At 71.7% G+C, this 22,225-nt stretch carries 17 protein-coding genes; 4 read left to right on the forward strand and 13 right to left on the reverse strand.

Annotated features, from left to right (window positions below; all coding sequences use genetic code 11):
- Positions 1-19: 19 nt before the first annotated feature.
- Positions 20-1,840 carry an FAD/NAD(P)-binding protein gene (locus tag ACZ6AA_RS27130; protein WP_471460483.1) on the reverse strand — a complete coding sequence of 607 codons (1,821 nt, stop codon included), beginning with the start codon at positions 1,838-1,840 and terminating at the stop codon, positions 20-22.
- Between the two features lie 202 nt (positions 1,841-2,042).
- On the opposite strand from ACZ6AA_RS27130, the gene ACZ6AA_RS27135 reads away from it, so the two are divergent.
- Together ACZ6AA_RS27135 and ACZ6AA_RS27140 are read left to right on the forward strand one after the other, a co-directional pair.
- Positions 2,043-2,708, forward strand: coding sequence for an LmbU family transcriptional regulator (locus ACZ6AA_RS27135; RefSeq protein WP_468455762.1), 666 nt, complete (start codon positions 2,043-2,045; stop codon positions 2,706-2,708).
- Positions 2,709-2,800: 92 nt separating this feature from the next.
- Positions 2,801-4,027 carry a methyltransferase domain-containing protein gene (locus ACZ6AA_RS27140; RefSeq protein ID WP_468455764.1) on the forward strand — a complete coding sequence of 409 codons (1,227 nt, stop codon included), beginning with the start codon at positions 2,801-2,803 and terminating at the stop codon, positions 4,025-4,027.
- Positions 4,028-4,067: 40 nt separating this feature from the next.
- Here ACZ6AA_RS27140 and ACZ6AA_RS27145 read toward each other — a convergent pair whose 3' ends face one another.
- From ACZ6AA_RS27145 to rfbA, 5 genes are all read right to left on the reverse strand, one after another.
- Entirely contained in the window at positions 4,068-5,417 is a 1,350-nt protein-coding gene (locus ACZ6AA_RS27145) for a beta-ketoacyl-[acyl-carrier-protein] synthase family protein (RefSeq protein ID WP_471460488.1), read from the reverse strand.
- A 14-nt stretch (positions 5,418-5,431) separates the two neighbouring features.
- Complete coding sequence (locus ACZ6AA_RS27150; protein WP_471460491.1) at positions 5,432-6,757, reverse strand: nucleotide disphospho-sugar-binding domain-containing protein; 1,326 nt, start codon at positions 6,755-6,757, stop codon at positions 5,432-5,434.
- The gene (locus ACZ6AA_RS27155; protein ID WP_468455770.1) at positions 6,754-7,002 is read right to left on the reverse strand and encodes a hypothetical protein; all 249 of its coding nucleotides are present in this window, start codon (positions 7,000-7,002) and stop codon (positions 6,754-6,756) included. The genes ACZ6AA_RS27150 and ACZ6AA_RS27155 overlap by 4 nt, the downstream gene beginning before the upstream one ends.
- A gap of 69 nt (positions 7,003-7,071) precedes the next feature.
- Positions 7,072-8,082: a dTDP-glucose 4,6-dehydratase gene (rfbB, locus tag ACZ6AA_RS27160; protein WP_468455772.1), complete on the reverse strand. Its 1,011-nt coding sequence runs from the start codon at positions 8,080-8,082 to the stop codon at positions 7,072-7,074.
- Between the two features lie 31 nt (positions 8,083-8,113).
- Positions 8,114-8,986: a glucose-1-phosphate thymidylyltransferase RfbA gene (gene rfbA / locus ACZ6AA_RS27165; protein ID WP_468455773.1), complete on the reverse strand. Its 873-nt coding sequence runs from the start codon at positions 8,984-8,986 to the stop codon at positions 8,114-8,116.
- Positions 8,987-9,072: 86 nt separating this feature from the next.
- Here rfbA and ACZ6AA_RS27170 point away from each other — a divergent pair, with 86 nt between their 5' ends.
- A complete protein-coding gene (locus ACZ6AA_RS27170; protein ID WP_471460495.1) occupies positions 9,073-10,353 on the forward strand; it encodes an activator-dependent family glycosyltransferase in 1,281 nt (426 codons plus the stop codon).
- Between the two features lie 474 nt (positions 10,354-10,827).
- Here ACZ6AA_RS27170 and ACZ6AA_RS27175 read toward each other — a convergent pair whose 3' ends face one another.
- Positions 10,828-13,602, reverse strand: coding sequence for a class III lanthionine synthetase LanKC N-terminal domain-containing protein (locus ACZ6AA_RS27175; protein ID WP_471460499.1), 2,775 nt, complete (start codon positions 13,600-13,602; stop codon positions 10,828-10,830).
- Positions 13,603-13,744: 142 nt separating this feature from the next.
- Complete coding sequence (locus ACZ6AA_RS27180) at positions 13,745-14,440, reverse strand: GNAT family N-acetyltransferase (protein WP_471460502.1); 696 nt, start codon at positions 14,438-14,440, stop codon at positions 13,745-13,747.
- Between the two features lie 228 nt (positions 14,441-14,668).
- Here ACZ6AA_RS27180 and ACZ6AA_RS27185 point away from each other — a divergent pair, with 228 nt between their 5' ends.
- Entirely contained in the window at positions 14,669-15,448 is a 780-nt protein-coding gene (locus ACZ6AA_RS27185; RefSeq protein WP_471460506.1) for a TylF/MycF family methyltransferase, read from the forward strand.
- Between the two features lie 25 nt (positions 15,449-15,473).
- Here the strand turns inward: ACZ6AA_RS27185 and ACZ6AA_RS27190 are convergent, their stop codons facing one another.
- From ACZ6AA_RS27190 to ACZ6AA_RS27210, 5 genes are read right to left on the reverse strand one after another with little or no spacing between them, the layout of a single operon-like run.
- Entirely contained in the window at positions 15,474-17,243 is a 1,770-nt protein-coding gene (locus tag ACZ6AA_RS27190; RefSeq protein WP_471460509.1) for a fatty acyl-AMP ligase, read from the reverse strand.
- A complete protein-coding gene (locus ACZ6AA_RS27195) occupies positions 17,240-19,126 on the reverse strand; it encodes an ABC transporter ATP-binding protein (protein ID WP_468456402.1) in 1,887 nt (628 codons plus the stop codon). Before ACZ6AA_RS27195 ends, ACZ6AA_RS27190 begins: the two co-directional genes overlap by 4 nt.
- Positions 19,107-20,642 (reverse strand): aromatic amino acid lyase, encoded by a 1,536-nt coding sequence (locus tag ACZ6AA_RS27200; RefSeq protein WP_468456403.1) that lies wholly within the window; start codon positions 20,640-20,642, stop codon positions 19,107-19,109. The genes ACZ6AA_RS27195 and ACZ6AA_RS27200 overlap by 20 nt, the downstream gene beginning before the upstream one ends.
- Positions 20,639-21,781, reverse strand: coding sequence for a class I adenylate-forming enzyme family protein (locus ACZ6AA_RS27205; protein ID WP_468456405.1), 1,143 nt, complete (start codon positions 21,779-21,781; stop codon positions 20,639-20,641). The genes ACZ6AA_RS27200 and ACZ6AA_RS27205 overlap by 4 nt, the downstream gene beginning before the upstream one ends.
- A gap of 17 nt (positions 21,782-21,798) precedes the next feature.
- Positions 21,799-22,062, reverse strand: a complete 264-nt coding sequence (locus ACZ6AA_RS27210; RefSeq protein WP_078618763.1) for an acyl carrier protein — start codon at positions 22,060-22,062, stop codon at positions 21,799-21,801.
- Between the last annotated feature and the right edge of the window lie 163 nt (positions 22,063-22,225).

The following is a 22,225-nucleotide window of genomic DNA, read 5'->3' on the forward strand; positions in this document are numbered from 1 at the left end:
GTCCTTCATGGCAGCAGTGCTACCACAGTGCGCCGGTGGGCCCGGCCGCCGCCCGCCGCAGGACGGCGCGGGCCATCTCGTCGTTGCGGCGGAAGAACCCCGCGTCGGTGCCCGCGTGCGGGAACTGCTCGGGACCGGCGACGTACCAGGTGTCGTGGGCGTGACCGGCCGCGTCGAGCGGGTGGCCGTCGCGGATCCGCAGGGCGCCGGTGGGGCGGGCGGCGCCCGTGGCGTCCGGCGCGGTCTCCTCGCTGATGTGGCCCGCCGCCAGGAGACGGCGAAGCAGCGGGTCGGCGGTGCGGGCGAGGTCGGGCTCGGGCAGATGGGCGTCCAGGAGGATCCGGGCCGTGTACGCCGCCCGGACCTGCGGGCTCGCGGAGCGGAAGACGGACGCTTCCTCGTCGGCGGTCACGGTGGTGCCGGGGCCGGTGAAGGTGACGACGCCCGCCTCGCTCAGCGCGATCAGCTGCTCCATGCGCAGCGGCGGCGGCCCGCTGCTGAGGAAGGCGCCGACGGAGAACCGGCGCAGGGCCACGGCGGCGGCCGCGGGCGGGAGTTCCCCCGCGTTGTACAGGTCCCCGAGGACGCCGCCGACCGCGCCGAGCGCGCGGATCACCGCCACGTGCGCGCTGTGCCGAGGCTCCCGGCGTCGGCGCACGCTGTCCCGCAGATGCGCGCGGACGCGGTGCTGGAGCGCGAGTGGGTCGGGGGAGCGGTGGTCGGCGAGCGGGGCCGTGAGCCGTTCGGGGTCGAAGTGGTCGTCGGGGTCGGGGACGGCGGCGCCGACGAGCTTGGCGGCACGGTCGTCGTGGCCCGCGAAGCGCTCGTACTGCGCGGCGAACGACGCCCAGTCCATGCGGGTGCGCTCCGGGTGGGCCGTGAACAGCTCGTGGTAGTACGCCCAGCACAGCTCCTGGAGCGCCGGTACCCAGAGGTCGCGGTCGAAGTCGAACCCCGGGCGGCGCAGCCGCGCACGGCACATCTCCGCGGTGAGGTGACGCGGCGGCGGACAGGGCGAGTTGAGGGTGTACGCGGGTTTGGGGTACGGCGGGACTCCGCGCCGGGAACCCGCGTACAGCACGGGCTCGCGGCCGGAGGGGCGGTAGGAGAGACGGCCGTCGGAGCGCGAGCGCGTGAAGCGGCCGCCGCGGCCCTCGGTGAGCAGCAGCAGACAGTCGATGAAGACGAGCCCGAGGCCGCGCACGACGACCGGGGCGCCGGTGGGTATCCGGTCGAGCCCGTCCTCGTCGGCGCGCCCGGGGCCGATGCGGGTGAGGCCACGAGGGGTGTCGGTGACGACGTCCGTGTGGCCCTGGGCGAGGACGAGTTGGGGCGCGGGCACCGGTCGGCGGCCGCGGTCGAGGACGACGGACTGGCGGTCCGTACCGGCGTGGCGGACGTCGACGGCGGTCGCGCGGTGCAGGTGCAGACGCAGGTTCGGGGGCAGGTGGGTGCGTACACCACGGAAGAACTCCTGCAAATAGCGGCCCTGCGCGGCCCGTGACGCGTAGTGGCCGTCGTGGAGCGGGCCGCGGCCGGTCTCCGCCAGCCACCGGCCCGTCGTCGGCCCGGGGTGCGCGGGCCCGGCGCAGCGCACCGCGCTGTCCGGGAACATCGTCACCTGCTCGGCCGCCGAGTTCATCCACAGCAGTTCGCTCTGCGTCGTCCGCCAGGTGCGTCCCGAGCCGGGCGGAAAGGGGTCGACCAGATGGATCGCGAATTCCCGGTCGCCAAGGATTTCCGGCGCGTTGGCCGCGATGCGTTCCAGGATCGACGTTCCGCGCGGGCCCGCGCCGATGACGCACACGGCCGCTGAAGGATCACCACGGTCCTGCTTCATGGTCCTCTTTCCGGCAGGGTGCACGAGACGGCTGGGGCGGAACGGAACGGACGGGGTGACGGCGCGGGCGGCCGGAGCGGTGCCGCGGCCGACGGCCGAGAACGGCGCACTCCCCTTGTGCCAACCCGGACCCCTCATTACTGTTTCTTTACTGACCGCTCGAATCGCTTCATGATGAGCCGTCACCGGGGGAGACAGTGACATGCCGAATCTACGACATCCCACACCGAACATCAGCGGCCCGCAGGAGAAGTTAACCGTGGACGACCGGGCGCGCACGCGACGGTCCTCGCTCTCCTTGCCCGATTATCTGCCACTGGAACACTGGAAAACCATCGGGGAGCAGATATTTGCCATTGTCGATTCATCCGCGTGGTGGTTGGGAGACTGGCTGGTATTCGGTCAGCAGACGTATCCCCGCCGATATCGCGATGCGATCGAGCAGACATCCCTGGATTACCAGACGTTGCGCAACTACGCCTGGATCGCGCGCAAGTTCCCGCCGTCCCGCCGGCGGGACGGCCTGAGCCTGCAGCACCACGCCGAGGTCGCGGCGCTGCCCGCACCGGCGCAGGACCACTGGCTCGGCCAGGCGGAGGCGCACGGCTGGTCCCGCAATGAGCTGCGCCGCCATCTGCGGGCAGCGCGCACCGAGCCGCAGGATGCGGGGGCGACGGAGGATGTGCAGGTGACCGCGTCCGCCGAGCAGTGCGACCGGTGGGAGAAAGCCGCCCAGCACATGGAGAGCGACCTCAACGACTGGATGATCCGGAAAGTCGACGAGGCCGCGGCCACCGCACTCGGCCCGGAAATCGCGGACGACCCGGCCCGTTCCCCTCACCCCGACTCGTCCGTAGCCTCTGAGTAATTCCCCGGTCCGGTGGCCGTGATATCCGCGGTCGCCGCATCGCGGTGTTCTGCCGCAGCCGGGGAGCAATCCGCTCACGGAGGAGATGCCCCATGCCGGATTCTGCCGCGTGCCGCGTCTGCGGCGGTGCGGTCGTCGCATTCATGGACTTCGGGAAACAGCCGATATCGGACTGTTTCCTGCCACCCGGATCAACGGCCCCCGAACACTTCTTCCGGCTGGTCGTCGGAGCCTGCGACTCGTGCACGATGGTGCAGCTTCTCCATGAAGTACCGCGCGAGCGCATGTTCCACGATCATTACCCTTACCATTCCTCCGGATCCGCCCGAATGCGGGAACACTTCCGGGGCGTCGCCGAACGTTTCGTCGGCACCGAACTGACCGGCGACGACGCGTTCATCGTCGAACTCGGCTGCAACGACGGGGTCATGCTCGCGACGGTCGCCGAGGCCGGTATCCGGCATCTGGGCGTGGAACCCTCCGGCTCGGTCGCCGACGTCACCGCCGCGCGCGGCATCCGGGTGCGCAAGGACTTCTTCGAGGAGGAGACCGCGCGCGCCATCCGCGCCGACGACGGCCGGGCCGCGGTCATCTACGCCGCCAACACCCTGTGCCACATCCCGTACATGGGCTCGGTGCTGCGCGGTGTGCGCGAACTCCTCGCGCCCGACGGCGTGTTCGTCTTCGAGGACCCCTACTTCGCCGACATTGTGCGGCAGACGTCCTTCGACCAGATGTACGACGAGCACTTCTACTACTTCACCGCCCGGTCGGTGACGGAGATGGCACGCCTGCACGGCCTCGACCTCGTCGACGTGGAGCGCCTGACCGTGCACGGCGGCGAGGTGCGCTACACGCTGGCACGCGCGGGCGCACGCGAGCGCACCGCGGCCGTGGGCGAGCTGCTCGCCGAGGAGGCGGCCGCGGAGCTGACCGCGCGCCACACCCTGGAGGGCTTCCGCGACCGGGTCCTGAAGGCCCGCGACGACCTCACCTCGCTCCTGCGCGACCTGCGCGCCCAGGGCAAGGACGTCGTCGGCTACGGAGCCACCGCCAAGAGCGCCACGGTCCTCAACTACTGTGGCATCGGGCCCGAGTTGATCGCATACGTCACCGACACCACGCCCGCCAAACAGGGCCGGTTGACCCCCGGATCCCACATCCCGGTGGTGCCCCACCAGCGCTTCGCCGACGACCGCCCGCCGTACGCGGTGCTGTTCGCGTGGAACCACGCGGAGGAGATCATGGCGAAGGAGCAGGAGTTCCGGGACGCGGGCGGGCGGTGGATCCGGTACGTGCCCGGGGTGCGGGTGGACTGACGGGCGGGGTGCCGGTGGGGTGGCGGGCTGGCGGGTGCCGTCAGCCCCGCCAGCGCCGCAGGACCAGCACGGCGTTGTGGCCGCCGAAGCCGAAGGAGTGGCTGACGCCGACCTCCACGTCGTGCTCCTGGGCCTGGTGCGCGACGAAGTTCATCGCCGGGTCCTCGGGGGAGTCGCAGTTGAGGGTGGGCGGCACGACGCCCGTGCGGATGGCCTCCGTGACGACCGCGGCCTCCACGGCGCCGCCCGCCGCGAGCATGTGGCCCGTCATGCTCTTGGTCGAGCTGACGGGGACGCGGGGGGCGTGGTCGCCGTACACCCGGCGGATCGCGGTGAGTTCGGTGGCGTCGTTGAGGCGGGTGCCGGTGCCGTGGGCGTTGATGTAGCCGACGTCGGCGGGCGTGGCGCGGGCGGACTCCAGGGCGGTGCGCATCGCGCGTTCGGCCTGGGCGCCGTCGGGGGAGGGCGCCGTGAGGTGGTGGGCGTCCGTGGTGGACGCGTACCCCGCGAGCTCCGCGTGGACCGCGGCGCCGCGACGCCGGGCGTGGGCGGCGCTCTCCAGGACCAGGACGCCCGCGCCCGCGCCCATCACGAAGCCGTCCCTGTCCTTGTCGAAGGGGCGGCTCGCGGCCGTCGGGTCGCCCGCCCTGCGGGACAGCACCCGGGCCCGCGCCGCCGCCGCGAGCTCCAGCCGGTCGAAGGCGTCCATCCCGCCGGCCACCACGACGTCGGCGCGGCCCTCGCGGATCCAGCGTGCCGCCTCGCCGACGCACACCGTGCCGGTGGCGCAGGCGGCGACCATCTCGGCGGACGGACCGCGCGCACCCAGCTCCAGGCACACCTCGGCGGCCGAGCTGATGCCCATCGTGGGGAACACCTGCGGGCTGACGGCGGCGTAGCCCTCGTCGCGCATGGCCATGGCGTTGCGGGAGGCGACACGTGTGGAGCCGATGATGGACCCGACGGCGACGCCGACCCGCGGCGCCAGCCCCTCGACGATCTCGATCCCGGCCTCCTGGAGCGCCGTGCGGGCCGCCGCGACGACCACCTGGATGGTCCAGTCGGTGCGCCGGACGACGTGCCGTGGCAGGTGCCGCTCGGGCTCGAAGCCGGGCACCTCGCCGCCGATGCGGACCGGCAGGTCGCCCACCTCGAACCCGGTGATGTCGCGGATGCCGCTCTTCCCGGCGACGAGGGCGGCCCAGGTGTCGGGCCAGTTCGGGGCGAGCGGGGAGACGACGCCGCGGCCGGTGACGACGACGCGCTGCGGCGCGGGGGGCGGCTCCCGGCCGGGGGGAGGGGTGGTGCGGGGCGCGTGCCCCGGTGCTGTGGCCGGGGTTCCGTCGCCCGGTGTCGCCGTGGGGTTCTCGTGTCCTGGTGCGTCGGTCATGTCGTCGCCTGCCTTCACTTGGTCTTCGCCTGGGGGTGGTGCGCGGCTGCCAGGGGTGGGCGTCGGTGCCGTTCGGCGAGGCGGAGCAGGTGGGGAACGGCTTCGGCGGCGCTCGGCATGGCGCGCAGGTCGGCGCGGAGCCGCCGGGCGCCCTCGGTGAACGAGGGGTCGGTGAGGAGCCGCCGCACTTCGTGGGCGACGCGTTCGCCGGTCGCCTCCGCCACGGAGAGGTCGATCCCGGCGCCGTAGGAGGAGACACCGCGGGCGAGCCAGATCGCGTCCAGCTGTTCGGCGATGGCGAGTTGGGGGACGGCGTGGAGCGAGGTCGTACCGATCGTGCCGAACCCGCCGTGATGAACCATCACCGCACACGTCGGAGCCAGCGCCGCCAACGGCACGAACTCCTCCACCCGCACCCGATCCCCCACCACACCCAACTGCTCCCGGATCTCCGCCGCCCCCGGCAACGCAGCCACCACCTCCACATCAAGCTCAGCCAGCGCCTTCAAGACCTCCACCACCGACACCGCATACCCGGCAAGCCGCTCCACCGCACTCAACCCCAACGTGAACCCCACCCGAGGCCGCACCGGCACCTCCCACAACCACCGCGGCACCACCGACACCCCGTTGTAGGTCCCGTAGCGGACGGGGACGTAGTCGATCGCCGTGTCGAACCGGAAGGGGGCCGGAAGCAGGTCGGCGGTGAACTGACCCGTCGTCAACTCCTCGTCGTACCCCACTCCGTAGCGCCGGCCGAGGTCACTCAGCCACGCACCGAGCGGATCCCCCGCACCACCCACCGACTCCCCCGCCTCGCCCGCGAGGCGGACGAACTGCTCCCGCACCCGCCCGAAGAAATCCACCCCCCACGTCAACCGCCCATGCGCCGCACCACACACCCGAGCCGCCACCGCACCCGCGAACGTCCCCGGCTCCCACACCACCAACTCCGGCTCCCACCACCGGCACAACCCCACCAACTCATCCACCAACGGCTCATTCACCAACCGGAACCACCACGGCACCACATCCCCATAACCCGCCCGCAGATACTCCAACGACAACAACTCACCCGGCACATCCGCCACATCGAACGGCGGCAGGTCGCTGCCCCCGAAGCGGCTTCTGAACTCCGGGCGGAGCGTGAGGAGCCGCCCCATGCCGTGGTCGCGGCCGACGGGCACGGCCGTCAGACCGGCCCGGGTGATCTCCGAGGTCAGCTCCGGCTGACTCGCCACCCGCACCTCATGACCGGCCGCCGCGAAAGCCCGCGCCAGCGGCACCTGGATGAACAGGTGGGTCTTCTCCGCGTAGAGGACGAACAGGACCCGGGTCACGCCGCATCGTTCTCCTGGCCGGCGGCCGCGACGAACGCGGCGAAGGCGTCGAAGTCGCCGCCGCTGAATCCGTGCAGTTCCTCCAGGATGACGATGTCGAACTTGTCCTCCAGATACAGCACGAGCTGCACCATGGTGAAGGAGTCGATGTCGTACATCTCGGCGCCTTCCTCCGCGCCGTCCTCGCGTGCGTAGTACTGATCCATGAAGTTCTGGATCTCTTTCCTGACGCCTGCCCGGTCCATCTCCGTGAGCCTTTCTGTGTCGTGTCCTGTGTGATTTCCTGTGTCGCTGGTTCGTGTGCGAGGTGGCCGTCAGTGGGGTTCCGCCATGGCGGCCAGGGGAAGCTCGCCGGGGCGTTTCAGCGGCTCCCACCAGTTCCGGTTGTCCGCGTACCAGCGCACGGTGTCGAGAAGTCCCTCGCGGAACGTGACGAGCGGACGGTGGCCGAGTTCTTCGCGGATCTTCCGGCAGTCGATCGAATAGCGTCGGTCGTGCCCTTTCCTGTCCTCGGTGAAGCGGACCTGGGACCAGTCGGCGTCGAGGAACTCAAGCAGCAGCTTGGTCAGTTCGGCATTGGAGATCTCCGTGCCGCCGCCGATGTTGTACGTCTCTCCCGGGCGCCCGGCACCGGCGATGAGGGCGAGCCCCCGGCAGTGGTCGTCGACGTGAATCCATTCGCGCACCTGAGATCCGTCGCCGTACAGCGGGACCGTCAGGCCGTCCAGGAGGCGGGTGACGAACAGCGGGATGAGCTTTTCGGGGAATTGATAGGGCCCGTAGGTGTTGGAGGCGCGGGCGGTGCAGACGGGGAGTCCGTACGTCCGGTGGAAGGACCGGGCGAGCAGCTCCGCCGACGCCTTCGACGCCGAATAGGGGGAGTTGGGGCGCAGCGGGAAGTCCTCGGTCCAGGAGGCCGTCTCCGTCTCGCCGTACACCTCGTCGGTGGAGACCAGGACGAATCGGTCGACCTCGGCGCGCAGCGCGGCGCGCAGCAGTTCGTAGCTGCCGACGATGTTGCTGGCGACGAACGCGTCGCCGTCGAGCAGCGACCGGTCGACGTGCGACTCGGCAGCGAAGTGCACCACCGTCCGGGCCCCCGTGATCGCGTTCCGCACGGCGTCCCGGTCGCAGATGTCGGCCTGGACGAAACGCAGCCGCGGGTCGTGGAGTGCGTCGGCGAGATTGCTCGGATTCCCGGCGTAGGTCAGCTTGTCGAGGACCACCACCTCGGCGTCCTCGAAGCCCGCGTACGCCCCCGCGAGCAGGCGCCGCACGAAGTTCGAACCGATGAACCCGGCACCGCCGGTCACCAGGACACGCATGTCCACCACCCCCTCAGGCGCTGCGCCGCGGTCACGCGAGGGCCTCCGCGACCTCGCGGACGTACCGTCCGTAGCCGGAATCGCCCATGGCCTGGCCCAGTTCGCGGCACTGCTCGGCGTCGATGAAGCCCATCCGCAGCGCGATCTCCTCCAGACACGCCACCCGCACGCCCTGGCGGTCCATCAGGACCTGGACGTACTGGCTCGCGTCGAGCAGGGACCGGAACGTGCCCGCGTCGAGCCAGGTGAAGCCGCGGCCCAACTGCACCAGGCGGGCGCCGTGGGCTTCGAGGTACAGCTTGTTGACATCGGTGATCTCCAGTTCGCCGCGGTGCGAAGGGCGCAGTCCGCGCGCCATCTCCACCACGTCGCTGTCGTAGAAATAGAGTCCCGTGATGGCGTTCTTGGACGCCGGGCAGGTCGGCTTCTCCTCGATGCCGATCAGGTTTCCGTGGGCGTCGGTCTCGGCCACCGCATAACGCTCGGGATCCGCCACCGGATAGCCGAAGAGCGTGCAGCCGTCCGACTTCTCCCGGGCCTCGCGCAGCAAGTCCTGGAATCCTGCCCCGTGGAACAGGTTGTCGCCGAGTATAAGCGCGGAACGGTCGTTGCCGACATGGTCGGCGCCGATGATGTAGGCATCCGCGATACCGCGCGGCTCCGGCTGCTCCGCGTAGGTGAGATTCATTCCGAGATGCGCGCCGTCGCCGAGCAGACCGCGCATCGATGCCATGGATTCCGGGGCCGCGATGATCAGTACGTCCCGGATTCCGGCCAGCATCAGAACCGAAAGCGGGTAGAAGATCATTGGCTTGTCGTAGATCGGCAGGAGTTGTTTCGACGTGCCTGCCGTAATCGGCATGAGACGGCTGCCCGTGCCTCCCGCGAGAACTATCCCTTTCACCTTTCCTCCCGTTGGGTCATGCTGTGCATCGGTTCCTGTCGGCCGCCATGAACGCCCGCGGCGAAACTGCGAGACATTCGGGGGACATGAACATGCGGATTCTCTTCACCGCCTATGCCGTGCGCACGCATTTCTTCAGCATGGTGTCCTTGGCGCACGCCCTGGACGCGGCCGGTCATGAGGTGCGGGTGGCGAGTCAGCCGGAGCTGACCGCGGAGATCACCCGGGCCGGTCTGACGGCCGTGCCCGTCGGCCGCGACCACCAGCTCTGGCGGGTGCTGCGGGCCCGGCACGGCGACGAACGCTGGTCGGCGCTGCCGCCGTTCGATGTGGCGGATGTGCCGGGTGAGTTGTTGTCGTTGGAGTATCTGCGGGCGGGTTATGGGGATGTGGTGCCGTGGTGGTTCCGGTTGGTGAATGAGCCGTTGGTGGATGAGTTGGTGGGGTTGTGCCGGTGGTGGGAGCCGGAGTTGGTGGTGTGGGAGCCGGGGACGTTCGCGGGTGCGGTGGCGGCTCGGGTGTGTGGTGCGGCGCATGGGCGGTTGACGTGGGGGGTGGATTTCTTCGGGCGGGTGCGGGAGCAGTTCGTCCGCCTCGCGGGCGAGGCGGGGGAGTCGGTGGGTGGTGCGGGGGATCCGCTCGGTGCGTGGCTGAGTGACCTCGGCCGGCGCTACGGAGTGGGGTACGACGAGGAGTTGACGACGGGTCAGTTCACCGTGGACCAGCTGCCCGAGGCGTTCCGCCTGGAGACCGGTATCAGGTGTCTGCCGATGCGGTTCGGCGTCTACAACGGGGTGTCGGTGGTGCCGCGGTGGTTGTGGGAGGTGCCGGTGCGGCCTCGGGTGGGGTTCACGTTGGGGTTGAGTGCGGTGGAGCGGCTTGCCGGGTATGCGGTGTCGGTGGTGGAGGTCTTGAAGGCGCTGGCTGAGCTTGATGTGGAGGTGGTGGCTGCGTTGCCGGGGGCGGCGGAGATCCGGGAGCAGTTGGGTGTGGTGGGGGATCGGGTGCGGGTGGAGGAGTTCGTGCCGTTGGCGGCGCTGGCTCCGACGTGTGCGGTGATGGTTCATCACGGCGGGTTCGGCACGATCGGTACGACCTCGCTCCACGCCGTCCCCCAACTCGCCGTCGCCGAGGAGATCGACGCCCCCATCCTCGCCAGGGGCCTGGCCGCGTACGGCGCCGGGATCGACCTGCCCGTGGCGGAGGCGACCGGCGATCGCGTCGCGCGCGAAGTGCGGCGGCTGCTCACGGAATCCTCCTTCACCGAAGGGGCACGGCGGCTGCGCGCCGACATGAGGGCCATGCCGAGTGCCGCCGACGTCGTCCCCGAACTGGTCCGGATCGCCGAACGGCACCGGGGCCGCTGAGCACCGGACGCACGGGACGACGCCAGGGCCACGCGTGCGGACGGAAAGAGACGGAACGAGGAGAGTGAGTGGGGGGTCCCTGCGCTCAGGGACCCCCCACCGCCGGCTCGGTCGGCCCGGCTGGCGGCCGCGGTGGACTGCCGCTGCGGCCCTCTCGCTCTCATCGCGTCGTCAGTGGGGTCAGCAGTTCACGCTGCCCGTGCTGCCGAGCAGCTCGTCGTCGAGGGTCGACGTCTCCAGCTCCTGAAGCTCCAGAACGTTCATGCGGTGTCACCTCCTCCCAAGCGCTCGCTGCGGTAGCGGCGGCGGTCGGCCGCCGAAGTCAGTGGTGCGACGCGGTCGGCGGCCGCCCCGGACCGCCGCCGCGGTGCTCTCGTCGTGCCGTGACAGCGGGTCAGCAGCCCACGCTGCCGGTGCTGCCGAGCAGCTCGTCGTCGAGGGTCGACGTCTCCAGCTCCTGAAGCTCCAGAACGTTCATGCGGTGTCACCTCCAACCGGCTGTTCGCAGGGAATCCGGCGGCGGTCGTCCGCCGGGAGTCCGTGGTCCGCCGCGGCCGCCGGGTGCCCGGCGCGGCGCAGGAACGGCAGCGGGGGCGGGCCGCCGTCCGTGACGTACGACAGGGCCGCGAGGACGCCCGCGTTGCCCGTCGCCAGGTCCATGGAGAGGCGCAGGCCGCTGTGGCCCGGGAACGCCACCTCGCCGTCGAGGGCGAGGGCGTGCCAGTGGAGGGAGTCCAAGTGCTCGGCCACCGGGTCCACGTCGCCCTCCGCGCCCTCGGACGCGGTAACAGGAAGGTGCCGCCGCAGCGCGTGCGCCGCCGCGACGAGCCCCGCCCGCCCGTTGAACAGCTGGCTCTCGACCGTGAGCGGCGAGCGCGCGGCGAGCGCCAGGGCGGGCAGCGCCTCGGCGGTCCGCGGATCGTCCCTCCGGTCGGCCAGCAGGTCGGCGACGAGGCCGATGCCGACCGACCCGGTCTCCAGGTACGGCAGGGAGCGGAAGCCGCCGTCGACGTGCAGCACGCCTTCCTTGCGCAGGACGCACAGGTCCAGGTCCCGGTGCACGGCGCGCACCGCGTGCCGCACATAGGCGTCCTCGCCCGTGGCCTCGTACATCCGCAGCAGGAACAGGCCGACCCCGGACCAGCCGCGCAGCAGCCCGCCGTGGGTGCCGGGCTCGCCGCGGGCGCGGTCGATGCCGTGCGGGCGGCCGTCGTCCAGGGCATCGACGGCACGTGCGGCCAGCTCCCGGGCCTCCTTGAGCCAGGCGTGCCCCGGGTCGGCCCCGGCGAAGTGCAGCAGGTTGAGGCCGACGCCCGCGAGGCCGCCGTACAGGGTGACGTCGGTCATCTCCTCGACGCCGGGGCGGGCGCGGTCGATCAGCTCCCGGGCGGCGGCGTGGTGGCCGAGGTGGTCGAGGACGTGGGCGACGCCGTGCGCGCCGTCGTAGAAACCGGGCCGCACGTGGTCGGCGCGTGCCGCCCGCAACAGCCAGCCCTCGTACGCGGGTTCGCGTTCCCCGCCCGCCACGGACAGCGCCCACAGGACGCCCGCTGCGCCGTGCGCGAAGCCGCCGGGGGCCTCGTTGAACTGCCGGGGGTCGCCGGGGAAGAGACGGTCGTCGCGGTCCGGCGTCGCGGATGCGTGCAGGGCGCGGGCGAGGGAGGCGCGTACGGCCGCCCAGTCGACGGGCGAGGTGTCCAGACGTACGTCGGCGACGGCTCCGACCCGTGGTCGGGCGCTGGGGCGGTCGGCCTGCGGGAGGGGTGGCTCGGCCAGGCCCGCCGCGACCGTCGCGGCGAAGTCCTCCGGCAGGCCGAAGCGCTGTGCCGCCGCGGCCGCGAGCCGCGCCCCCATGTCCGGGCAGATGCCGAGCGAGGTCACGAGCGGCAGGTACAGCCACAGCCGCAGCACCGCCAGCGCGTGCTCGTCGACCGCCGTGCCGGTCTTGCGGCGGGCGGCGAAGCCGGGATAGCCGAGCGTGGGGCGGGTGTTCTCGGAGGTGGGGAAAGCCATCTCGAAGTCGACGAGGCGCACGGCGCCCTCCCCGGAGTCGAACGCGCCCTCGCTGGAGTCGAACGCGTCCTCGCCGGAGCCGAGCGTGTCCTCCCCGGGACCGAACGCGTCCTCCGCCACCAGCACGTTCCCCGGGTGCAGATCCCCGAAGACGATCCCCTCGGCGTGTACGCGCCGGACCAGCGCGGCCACCTCGGCGTGCAGGGCCTCCGCGCGCCGGGCGTAGTCGCGCAGCCCCTCGGGCGAGCACGCGCTCCAGTTCACCAGCGGGTGGTGCCGCACCATCCAGCGCTGCAGCGGGATGCCGTCCAGGTGCTCCATCGCGAGCATGGAGTGGCCACCGAAGTCGAAGAGCTCGTACGCGCGCGGCACGCCGGGGACGTCGGCGAGCCGGTCCAGGACGCGCTTCTCGTGCGCCAGGCGCGCCGGGGCGTCGAGGCCCGCGCCGTCCCGGCCGGTGTGCGGCCGGGCCTCCTTGAGGACCACGGGGCTGCCGTCGTCCCGGCGTGTCGCGGCGTACACGCCACCGGCGTTGGAGAAGTGCAGGGCCTCCGTGACCCGGTAGCCGAACGCGCCGCTCGCGGCCGTGCGCCGCTCGATGTGGGGGCGCAGGACGTCCGGGACCGGCACGCCCTCGGGCAGCGCGAACGTGGGCCGCCTGCGGTCGGGCACGAGGCGTCCGTCGGCTCCGGTGAGGGCGAGCACGTGCGCGCCGTCGTCCGTCCAGCACCAGCGCTCACGGAAGGCGCCGTACCGGAAGTGGACGGGGCCCTCGCCCCAGCGGCAGTCGGTCAGGATGTACGGTCCGTCGCTGCCCGCGAGGCGTTCGTCCAGCTCGCGTGCGCAGTCGGCGAACTCCGCCTCGTCGCGCGGGTAGACGGCGATGAACTTGCCGCCGGCCGGGCGGGGCGCGTACTTGGAGTTCATGGCGTTCAGGAGGGATCGGCCGCGCAGGTGCTTGAAGGGCACACGGGCCCGCAGGCAGTGGTCGGCGACGATCTCCAGGACGCGCTCGGCGTTGTCGTGGGTCGCGGAGACATGGATCTTCCAGCCCTGGTCCACGGTGTGCGGCTGCTCGGGCTGGTACATGTCCCAGACGCGCGCGGCCCGGTGCCGCCAGCCATCGGGCAGCGGGGCGAACCGCGACGGCACCAAGTGCTCCTCGGTGGCGGACCGCGCCGGGCTCTCGAAGAACACCGGGTCCACCAGGGTGTAGATCGACCAGTCCACGGACACGAGGCACCTCCAGCGGAATTCCTGGAACGGGTCGGCCGTGCTTTCGACGGCCGTCGCGGTGATCGCCTCGTGGAGGTTTCGATCGGTAGAGGGAGTTCGGAGGAACGAGTGCGGGGGAGGGGCTTGGGTCTATGCGTGGCAGCTATTGCGTGAAGGGGCTGAGCGCGGTGTCCGGGCCCCGCCTGAGATATTCCGCGAGCGTCCGCCGTGCGGCCGCCTTCGGTTCGCTGCCCGTGTCGAACCAGGCGTCCTTGCCGGGCTTCTTCTCCCATTCCCCTCGGATGAACAGCGCCTCGTATTCATGGCGCAACATGGACCACATCGCCACATCGTGATATTCGCCCTTGAAGAACTTGCGTTCCCTGAGGACTCCTTCGAGGACGAAGAAGCGGGTGCGCATCACCATCTGGAGCATGGGTGCGTTGAACAGGCCCACCCAGAACTGGAGCCGGTGCGCGCCCAGGTCCTCGAAGAGGTGCTCCACGACGAGGCCGAAGCCCTCGGCGCCGTAGCCGCGCGACCACAGGTCGCTGCTCCCGATGGCGCCGCTGATCTCGAACGTCGTGTCCCGTTCGCCGCCGACGCGGTGGAACTTCACCATGCCCACGCGCTCGCCGTCCAGGGACCGCATCGTGCAGAAGCGCGAGCCCGACGCGGCGTCGGCCCGCAGCGCGTCCACCGTGACCCGCTCGGACACATCGCCGGTGAGGGCGGCGACATCACCTTCGGGGCTGAGCCATTGCGCGAATTGGCCGTAGTCGGCCGCGGTCGCGTATCCGAGCTCGACGCGGCGTCCGACGCGAATGGCTTCGCTGGTCTTCGGCGTCTCGATGGTCATGAACTCCTGCTTTCCCAGTGAGTGCGGCCATGGTTGCCCGGTGCCGGGCGAACGTCAACCATTCACGCGGATTCCGCTTCAACGACGGCCGGTGCAAGCGCAGTTCATGAGCCATGGCCCTGTATTCCGTCTCGCCGGCGGGACACACTGGTGCCACACTGCTGCCCATTCCGAGACCGCAAGCGACAAGCCGGAAGCGACAAGCCGGAAAGGACAAGGGGGACGCCTGTGTTCACACATTCCCGCGACCTGTATCTGGACCTGATGAAGAAGGTCGTCACCAACACCATCTATCAGGACAACGCGCACGGTTGGGTGCGGAACAAGGATTTCGACGCCGGATTGCCGAGCATCGAATACAGCGACGAACTCCGCGCCGGCGGCCGGGACATCCCGCGCGTCGCGCACACGATGATCGGAGGCAAGCGCCTCGACAACCTGCACGCGTGCGTCGAGCAGGTCCTCTCCGACGACATTCCCGGAGACCTCATCGAGACGGGGGTCTGGCGGGGCGGCGCCACGATCTTCATGCGCGCGGTGCTCAAGGCGTACGACATCAAGGACCGCACGGTGTGGGTCGCCGACTCCTTCGAGGGCATCCCCAAGGGCGACCCCGTGCGGTACCCGGGCGACGACCTCGCGCCGCTGTACCGCTTCAACGACGTCCTCGGCGTCTCGCAGGCCGTGGTGGAGGAGAACTTCCGGCGCTACGGACTCCTCGACGACCAAGTGCGGTTCCTGCCGGGCTACTTCCGCGACACGCTGCCCGACGCCCCGGTGGAGAGCCTGGCCGTGCTCCGCATGGACGGCGACCTGTTCGAGTCCACCATGGACGCGCTGGTGCACCTCTACCCCAAGCTGTCCGTCGGCGGCTATGTGATCGTCGACGACTACCGCGCCCTGCCCCCGTGCCGGGTCGCCGTCTACCAGTACCGCAGGGAGCACGGCATCACCGACCCCATCGAGGAGATCGACGGGGTCGGCGTCTTCTGGCGGCGCACCCGGTGACGCGGCGCCCGGCCCCGACCGTCCGTCAGGCCGGTTCGGGCCGGCGCGAGTAGTCCCCCGCCGCGTACCGCTCGCGGCACAGGCCGCGCTGGATCTTGCCGCTGGTGGTGCGCGGCAGCGTCCCTCTGCGGACCACCACCGTGGTGTGGACCGCGAGCCCGTGCTGGCGGCTCACCGTCTGCCGGATGCGTTCCGTCAGGGCGTCGCGGTCGGGCGCGGGCAGGGCCGTCATCGCCGCGTCGGCCTCCATCAGGACGATGAGGCGCTCCGTCGGGTCGCCCTCGACGCCGATCGCCGTCGCCGCCACCGGCGCCACCGACTCGACGGTGGCCTCGATGTCCTCCGGGTAGTGGTTGCGGCCCCGCACGATGATGACGTCGTCCATGCGGCCGACCACATAGAGCCCGCCGTCGTGCCGGAAGCCCCAGTCGCCCGTCCGCAGCCACCCGTCGGAGTACACGCGCGCCGTCCGCTCCGGCGCCCGCCAGTAGCCGTCGGTGAGGTTGGGGCCGCCCACCCAGATCTCACCGACCCGCCCCGTGGTCTCCGCGCCGGTCACCGGGTCCGCGATCCGCACCCGCACCCCGGGCACCGGCGTGCCGTTGCTCACCAGGTGCACCGAGTCCGGGCCTGCCGGCACCGGGCGCACCTCGCCCGCGGTGAGGGCGGCCCGGTCGAAGTGGCCGCCGGTCGCGCCGGTCGCGTTGGGCGTCATCGTCACCGATAGCGTCGCCTCCGCGAGGCCGTAGCACGGCACCGGCGAGCGAGGGTCGAGGCCCGCGTCGGCGAAGGCCGCCACGAACGCCGCCACCGACCGCGCGTGCACCGGCTCCCCGCCGATGGCCAGCGCCCGCAGACCGCTGAGGTCCAGCGTCGCCACCTCGTCGGCGGTGACGCGCCGCACGCAGTGGGAGAGGCCGAAGTTGGGCGTGACGGTCCAGTCGGCGCGGTAGTCCGACAGGGCGCGCAGCCAGCGGTAGGGGCGGTGCAGGAAGCCCATCGGGCTGAGGTGCACCATGTGCATTCCGGCGCTGAGGGGGCTCGCGATGGCGCAGACGAGCCCCATGTCGTGGAAGAGCGGCACCCAGGACACGGCCGTGGTCGCGGGCATGAAGCGCGAACGCATCTGGTACGCAGCCGCCGACAGGTTCGCGTGCGTGACCCGCACTCCCGCGGGCGCCCCGGTGGAACCCGACGTGTACTGCAGGTACGCCACGTCGTCGGGCGCCGCGGGCGGGCGCCGCCACTTCGCAGCGCGGTGCGGCGGCACCTCGTCGACGTGCAGCACGGGGCCCTGCTGCCAGCCCGTGCTGCTCAGCGCGTTGCGCACCGCCGGGCGCACCCGCGACGTCGTCAGGACGCAGCCCGGCTTGCTGTCCCGGAGCACCGAACGCAGCCGCGTCCGACTGCGGAACAGTTCCGGCGCGTACAGGGGCACCGCGATCACCCCCGCGTACAGACAGCCGAGGAAGGCGACCACATAGTGCTCGTCGTGCGGACACAGGACCGCGACCCGTGCCCGGGGCGGACACGCCGCCTGGAGCTCGGCCGCGACGGCCCGGGCCCGCTCGTCGAGTTCCCGGTACGTCAGCGTGACGACGGTGTCCGTGCGGCGGGCCCCGCCCCGCACCCGGCGGTCGCCGAGCACGGTCAGGGCGGGCGCGTCGCCCCGCTCGGCCGCGAGGCGGCGCACCGTGTCGGCCAGATACTCCAGGGCGACCGGCTCGGGCCCGAGCGTCGACAGCGTGAAGCCCGTCATCGGCGTGGGCCCGGTACAGGATGCCTCGATGCTCATGGGCGTTCTCCCAGGGTGTCGCCGATACGGGCGGCGGACGCTTCGAGTTCGCTGACGGGCAGCAGCATCTGCGTCGCGGCGAGTTCGCGGTACAGCGCGTCCTCACTCAGGAGCTCCTCGTGGGTGCCGACGGCGCGGATGCGGCCGCCGTCCATCACGACGATCCGGTCGGCCGTGCTCACGGTGGACAGGCGGTGCGCGACCACCACGACCGTGGTCTCGGCCGTGATGCCGGTGATGACCTCCCGCAGGGCGTTCTCGTTGCGGGCGTCGAGCTGCGAGGTGACCTCGTCGAGCAGCAGCAGCCGCGGCCGGCGCAGCAGCGCGCGGGCCACGGCGACCCGCTGGCGCTCACCCCCGGACAGCTTGGTGCCGCGGTGGCCGACCTCGGTGTCGAGGCCGTGCGGGAGACGCGCGACGAGTTCGCCGAGGCGCGCCTGCTCGACGACGCGGCGCAGCTCGTCCTCCTCGGCGTACGGCATCCCGATGCAGAGGTTGTCGCGGATGGTCCCGGCGAGGACGGGGGCGTCCTGCTCGACGTAGCCGATGGCGGCGCGCAGTTCGCCGAGGTCGAGTTCGTGGATGTCGCGGCCGTCCATGCGCACGGTGCCGCTCTGCGGCTCGTAGAACCGCTCGATCAGCGAGAACACCGTGGACTTGCCCGCTCCGGAGGGGCCGACGAACGCGGTCATCCCGGCCGCGGGGATCTCGAAGCTGATGCCGTGGTGCACCACGGGCCCGTCGCCGGGGTAGCGGAAGACGACGTCGTGGAACGACAGCGACGCGGGCGCGGGCATGGGGTCGGTGGGCACCGGCACCGGGCGCGGCGGGCTCTCCGGCTCGGTGCGCAGCCGCAGCAACTCGCTGACGCGGGACATCGCCGCGGCCACCACGTTGAACCGGATCATCGCGGTGACCAGCGCGCCCAGCGGCGGCACCAGGTAGAAGAGATAGAGCAGGAACGCGATCAGGCTGCCGAGGCTCATCGCGCCGGACGCCACCCGGGCACCGCCGACGCCCAGGACGGCGAGGAACGCCACCTGGATCGTCACGGTGATGAAGGCGCCGACGAGCGAGTCGAGCCGGGCCACCTTCAGGCTGTGCCGCCAGGCCCGGCGCGCGCCGCGCTCGGCGATCTCGGCCTCGCTGTTCTCCGCGCCGGACGCCTTGATGGTGCGGAAGGTCCCGAGCGCCCGCTCCAGGGCCGTGCTCAGCTCGGCCACGCCCTCCTGGGCGCGGCGCGCGGCGCTCTCCAGCTGAGGCAGACCCGTGGCGACGAGGATGCCGCCGAGCAGCACCACGGCCAGCGTGGTGAGCAGCAGCACCCAGTCCATGAGGCCCATCAGGACGAGGATCGCGACGAGCATCACCGAGCCGTTGACGGTCTCCACGATCGCGGTGGTGACGGCGCTGCGCATGAGTGTCGTGTCGGCGGTGGCCCGTGACATCAGGTCGCCCGGCGGGATCTTGTCCGTCTCGGAGACCCGCAGCCACAGCACCCGCCGGATCACCTCGCGGCGGGTGCTGAGGACCACGGTCTCGGAGACCCGCATCAGGATGAACGTGCCGATCGCGCCGACCACCGCCGACACGAGCACGAGAGCCGTCAGCGCGATCAGCGCGGCCATGACGGGGGAGCGCGACTCCAGGTTCTCCACCACGGACTTGGCGATCACGGGCTGGATCAGGCCGGAGAAGCCGCCGAGCAGCGACAGGCCGCCGCCGAGCAGGATGCGGCCGCGCTGGGGCCGCAGATAGCGGAGCATGTCCCGCCACGCGTCGGGGCGCAGAATGGCCGGCCGGCCGGACTCCGCCCGCTCCTCGGGCTCCCGCTCGTCCGGCGGTTCGGTCTTTCGCCCGGTGTCAGGCGCCGTACCCAGCATCCGCGCTCTCCTCCTCGCGTTCGATGAGCTCCGCCGCGAGGCGCGCGAGGACGTCGCGGGCGCCGCGCACCTCGGGCGCCAGCGGCCGGTCGGCCGCCAACGCGGGCGATACGCGGGCCAGTTCGGCCCATACGCCCGGAGCGTCGTCGCCCTGTCCGGTCAGCGCCGCGTACTGCGCCACGGCGACCGCCAGTGAGCCCACGACCAGCCACGCCTGTTCGACGGCGTCGCTCACGGCGTTCGCGCCGTTGAGGGCCATCGGCACATGGTCCTGGTTGAGGCCGTTGCTGGGCAGCGCGGTCAGGCCCGCGGGGTAGACGAGCTGGCGGATGCGGGCGACGAACGAGGTGGCGCTGAGCTGCACCCCGGCGAGACCGCTGCCGCGGCCGGGCACCGGAGTGAGCATGGGCGGCTTGCCGCCGTTGGTCTCCGGCAGGCACAGCAGGGCCAGTTGGCGCTCGGCGAGGAACGCGATCTGCTGCAGGCACAGGCCGATCTGGTCGGACGCGAGGCCCACCGGCATCGCGTGGAAGTTGCCCGCGTGCAGGAACTCGCCCTCGTAGTAGACCGGGTTGTCCGTACAGCCCACCGCCTCACGGACCAGGATGTCCTCCAGGACGGACAGCTGGTCGACGACCGCGCCGATCACCTGCGGCGCGCAGCGCAGGCTGTACGGCTCCTGCAGCGGGCGCGCCGGATCGCGGCGGTGGTCCGGCGGCAGGTCCTCTCTGATCCACCGGGCGGCGACCAACTGCCCCGCCTGGCCGCGCGCGTGGCCCACTCCCGGGTGGTACGCCTGCGGGCTCGCGCCGAGCAGCGTCACCGCCCGCGCGGTGAGCGCGGCGACCGCGCGGGCCAGACGCAGCACCTCCCGGTGGTTGAGCAGCGTGACGGCGAGGCTCACGCTGGTGCCGTTGACGAAGGACAGGGCCTGCCGGGCCCGCCACGTCACCGGGCGCGCGCCGAGCGCGGCCAGGGCCTCCGCCGACGGCCGGACCCGCCAGTTTCCGGAGCCGTCGCGCAGCCACGCCTCGCCCTCCCCGGCCAGGGCGAGGGCCGCGTGCGCGAGGGGCTGGAGGTCACCGCTCGCGCTGACCGTGCCGTCGCGCGGGATCACCGGGGTGAAGCCCTGGTTCCACAACTCGGCGACGCGGTCCCAGAATTCGGGCGACACGGCCGAGTGGCCGAGCCGCATGCTGTTGAGCCGGATCCACAGCACCAGGCGACAGACCTCCGGGGACAGCGGCCGCCCCTGGCCGCTGCCGAGGTGCGCGATGAGTCCGCTGCCCTGGTCGGTGTCCGACGCGGCGGCCGCGTACTCGACGAGCGGGCCGAAGCCCCGCGTGACCCCGTACACCTGCTCCTCGTCCGCGAGGGCCCGGGCGAGCCGGTCGACTCCGGCCCGCATCCGCTCCGCCTCCAGCGGGCTGCACGGGCGCACCCGGGCGTCGGGGCTTGCCTGGCGCACGATGTCCGCCAGGCGTTCCTTGGGCGACTCGGCTACGTCTGTGATCATGTCGCGGCTCCTGCGTCAGCGGGGCGGGTGGGGTGGATCCGGCGCGGCAGGCCGGTCGGGGAGCGGTCGATGCGGTCGACGATGTGCACTTGGCGGGGCTGGACGGTGAGGTCGTGGCCCGCGATGAGCGCGCGTACACGGGCCCGGTCGAGACGGCGGCCCGGCGGCGGTACGACGTACAGCTCCAGGTGCTCGCCGCTGAGTTCGTCGGCGACGGGCAGGCAGGCCAGATCCGCGCAGTCGACGACGGCGCGCAGCGCACGCTCCAGCGCGCCGAGTTCCACCCGACGGCCGTTGATCTTCACCAGGCCGCCGCGCCGCCCACTGAAGCGGAACCGGCCTGCGCCACAGGGCCGTACGAGGTCGTCGGTGCGCCAGACGGGGAGGGGAGCGAGGCCCGGACGGGCGGCGAGGCGGGGGCTGCGGACCGTGAGGGGGACGTCGGGGTCGGTGCCGGGGCCGTTGATGGGGTGGTGGGATTCGGGGACGAACTCCACGTCGTCGAACAGGTCCCACGGCGGGTCGTCGGGGCCCCACTCCCGCCACGCGATCCCGCCCGTCTCCGTGGACCCGAACACCTCCCGCACCGACACCCGCCCGGGGCCCGCCTCCTGGACGAAGTCGTGGGCGGCCGACGGGAGCATCGCGGTGCTGTGGAGCACGGCGACGCGCTCGCGGGCCTCGATCCACGCGAGCTTGCGGCGCAGCGCCGAGAACGACCAGGGCACCGCGACCACCGCCCACCGGCCGCCGGGGGAGGTGGGCATGGCGCCGAAGAAGTGGGGGCGGTACCAGACGGGGAGCCGGAGCCTGGCGGGGACGAGGAGGGTCGCGAGCGCCCCGTACACATGCCGGGGCGGCGCGAACGACAGGACGGCCTCGGGGCGTTCGGGCCGCAGCAGCGCGGCCAGCATGCCCGCCTCCTCCCACAGCTGGTCGCGGGTGCGCCGCCAGCACTCGCTGGGGCCGGTCGTGCCGGACGTGTGGAAGTCGAGGACCGGGGGCAGTGTCCGGCGCACCAGATCCCCGGCGTCCTCGCCGAGCAGGTCCCAACGGACCAGCCAGGGGCGCTCGTTGACGTCGGGAGCGGCGGGGCCCGCGGCCAGGACTTCGTGCGGGGTCAGCTCGGGATGGCTCACCAGGTCACCTCGTGTCGTCACTGACTGTGTTCAACCCGTTCCCGCACCAGGTCGACGAGATCCTGCACCGTGGTGATCGTGGCCAGCTCCTCGTCGGGTATCTCATCACCCGCCTGCCGCTGGAGCGTGAAAGCGATCTCCACCATGGAGAGGGAATCGATCCCGAGATCGTCCACCAAGGACTTACCGGGCTCCACCTCTTCGGCCGGAATTCCGGCTACTTCTTCCACCGCTTCGGCGACGAATCGAAGTGCGGCGCTCTGGTTCATGAGTGCGTCCATGACTATCTCCTATTTCATCGATGCGCGAACGGTCAATGCGCTCCTGTCCCGATCCCATTGGGAAATGCCGAGAAACGGCTCGTCATGCCCGGTCAGAAGTGTCGTGGAGGAAATAGCGGCGGGTTGTTGTCCACTTGTGGCCCGGGGGCGTGCGCCGGTAAGA

Source organism: Streptomyces sp. NPDC040610, from assembly GCF_055594065.1.

Excerpts from the sequence above, each read along its gene's own strand:
- ACZ6AA_RS27130 (WP_471460483.1), bottom strand. The coding sequence starts at position 1,840 with ATGAAGCAGGACCGTGGTGATCCTTCAGCGGCCGTGTGCGTCATCGGC.
- ACZ6AA_RS27135 (WP_468455762.1), top strand. The coding sequence starts at position 2,043 with ATGCCGAATCTACGACATCCCACACCGAACATCAGCGGCCCGCAGGAG.
- ACZ6AA_RS27140 (WP_468455764.1), top strand. The coding sequence starts at position 2,801 with ATGCCGGATTCTGCCGCGTGCCGCGTCTGCGGCGGTGCGGTCGTCGCA.
- ACZ6AA_RS27145 (WP_471460488.1), bottom strand. The coding sequence starts at position 5,417 with ATGACCGACGCACCAGGACACGAGAACCCCACGGCGACACCGGGCGAC.
- ACZ6AA_RS27155 (WP_468455770.1), bottom strand. The coding sequence starts at position 7,002 with ATGGACCGGGCAGGCGTCAGGAAAGAGATCCAGAACTTCATGGATCAG.
- rfbB (WP_468455772.1), bottom strand. The coding sequence starts at position 8,082 with ATGCGTGTCCTGGTGACCGGCGGTGCCGGGTTCATCGGTTCGAACTTC.
- ACZ6AA_RS27170 (WP_471460495.1), top strand. The coding sequence starts at position 9,073 with ATGAACATGCGGATTCTCTTCACCGCCTATGCCGTGCGCACGCATTTC.
- ACZ6AA_RS27180 (WP_471460502.1), bottom strand. The coding sequence starts at position 14,440 with ATGACCATCGAGACGCCGAAGACCAGCGAAGCCATTCGCGTCGGACGC.
- ACZ6AA_RS27190 (WP_471460509.1), bottom strand. The coding sequence starts at position 17,243 with ATGAGCATCGAGGCATCCTGTACCGGGCCCACGCCGATGACGGGCTTC.
- ACZ6AA_RS27195 (WP_468456402.1), bottom strand. The coding sequence starts at position 19,126 with ATGCTGGGTACGGCGCCTGACACCGGGCGAAAGACCGAACCGCCGGAC.
- ACZ6AA_RS27200 (WP_468456403.1), bottom strand. The coding sequence starts at position 20,642 with ATGATCACAGACGTAGCCGAGTCGCCCAAGGAACGCCTGGCGGACATC.
- ACZ6AA_RS27210 (WP_078618763.1), bottom strand. The coding sequence starts at position 22,062 with ATGGACGCACTCATGAACCAGAGCGCCGCACTTCGATTCGTCGCCGAA.